The organism is Gluconacetobacter entanii (assembly GCF_013155425.1).
Classification (GTDB): Bacteria; Pseudomonadota; Alphaproteobacteria; order Acetobacterales; family Acetobacteraceae; genus Novacetimonas; species Novacetimonas entanii.
On the sequence record NZ_JABJWD010000041.1, the window covers coordinates 1 to 1,313 of the forward strand.

Sequence of the window (1,313 nt, forward strand, 5' to 3'; positions counted from 1 at the left end):
AGAGGTGGTCCCCATTTTTCGGACAGGGCAATAAGCTATAATCCGACCTGAGAGAGAACGGGTTTTATGGGCAAGGTTACGCGCAAGAGGTATGCGGCGGAGTTCAAATCACGGGTTGCCCTGGAAGCGATCCGTGGGGAACTGACGCTGGCGGAACTGGCTTCGAAACATGGGGTGCATCAGACGATGATCGCCCAGTGGAAACGGCAGGCGATCGAGGGGATGGCGGCCACCTTTTCCGGGAAAGCGACGTCTGAGCCCCCGGTCAGCCCTGCTGATGTGGAGAAACTGCACGCGAAGATAGGCGAGCTTCTCGTGGAACGGGATTTTTTACGCGATGCCTCTGCTCGGTTGGGCGTGATCAGAGGCGGCAGATGATTGACCCGAAGCGAGCGCGTCTGCCGATAATCCGGCAATGCACACTGCTGCGACTCAACCGGTCGGGCGTCTACTATCGGTCTGTGCCACAGAGTGAGGCCAATCTGGAGTTGATGCGGCTGATCGACGCCCAGTTCCTGGAAAGGCCGTATTATGGCTCGCGGCAGATGACATGGCATCTGCGCCGCCTGGGACATGAAGTGGGGCGCAAACGCGTCCGCCGGCTCATGGCGATCATGGGCCTGCGGGCGATCTACCAGAAGCCACGCACGAGTGTGCCCCATCCGGAGCATCGGAAATATCCATATCTGCTGCGGGATCTGGTCATTGATCGACCTAACCAGGTCTGGTGTTCCGATATCACATATATTCCCATGAAACGGGGATTTCTCTATCTCGTGGCGATCATGGACTGGTTCACGCGCAAGGTGCTGTCCTGGCGTCTGTCGAACACGATGGACGCGGAGTTCTGTATTGAGGCACTTCGGGATGCGCTGATGCGTTACGGCACCCCGGAGATTTTCAACACGGACCAGGGCTCACAATTCACGACGCCCCGTTTTACCGGTATCCTGGAAGAACGTCAGATCCGCATTAGCATGGACGGGCGTGGGCGCTGGCTGGACAACGTGTTCATCGAGCGTCTGTGGCGGTCGTTGAAATACGAATGTGTCTACCTGCACGCATTTGAGACCGGATCAGAACTTCGAGTGGGGCTCACGAAATGGATCACCCATTATAACGGGCAACGTCCCCATACGGCCCTGGCTGGACGAACGCCTGATGAGGCGTATCATGGCGCGCCGACGCCATCTGGTCCGGCGTTAACCCCGGACCAGATGGCCAACAGCAACGCCGTCAGAATGGCGGCATAACAACAACCGGGTATAGCTTATTCAAACCCAAAAACTGTCCGAACAGACGGGTCCACCTCT

1 protein-coding gene is annotated in these 1,313 nt (G+C 57.6%); it reads left to right on the forward strand.

Annotation, left to right across the window (positions count from 1 at the left end; genetic code table 11):
- The first annotated feature begins 66 nt into the window (after positions 1–66).
- Positions 67–1,253 (forward strand): IS3-like element ISGxy1 family transposase gene (locus HNH97_RS07490; protein ID WP_139064263.1). Its coding sequence is split into 2 segments (ribosomal slippage): positions 67–325 and positions 325–1,253, totalling 1,188 coding nucleotides; the frame shifts between segments, so codons are not numbered across the junction.
- The last annotated feature ends 60 nt before the right edge of the window (positions 1,254–1,313 follow it).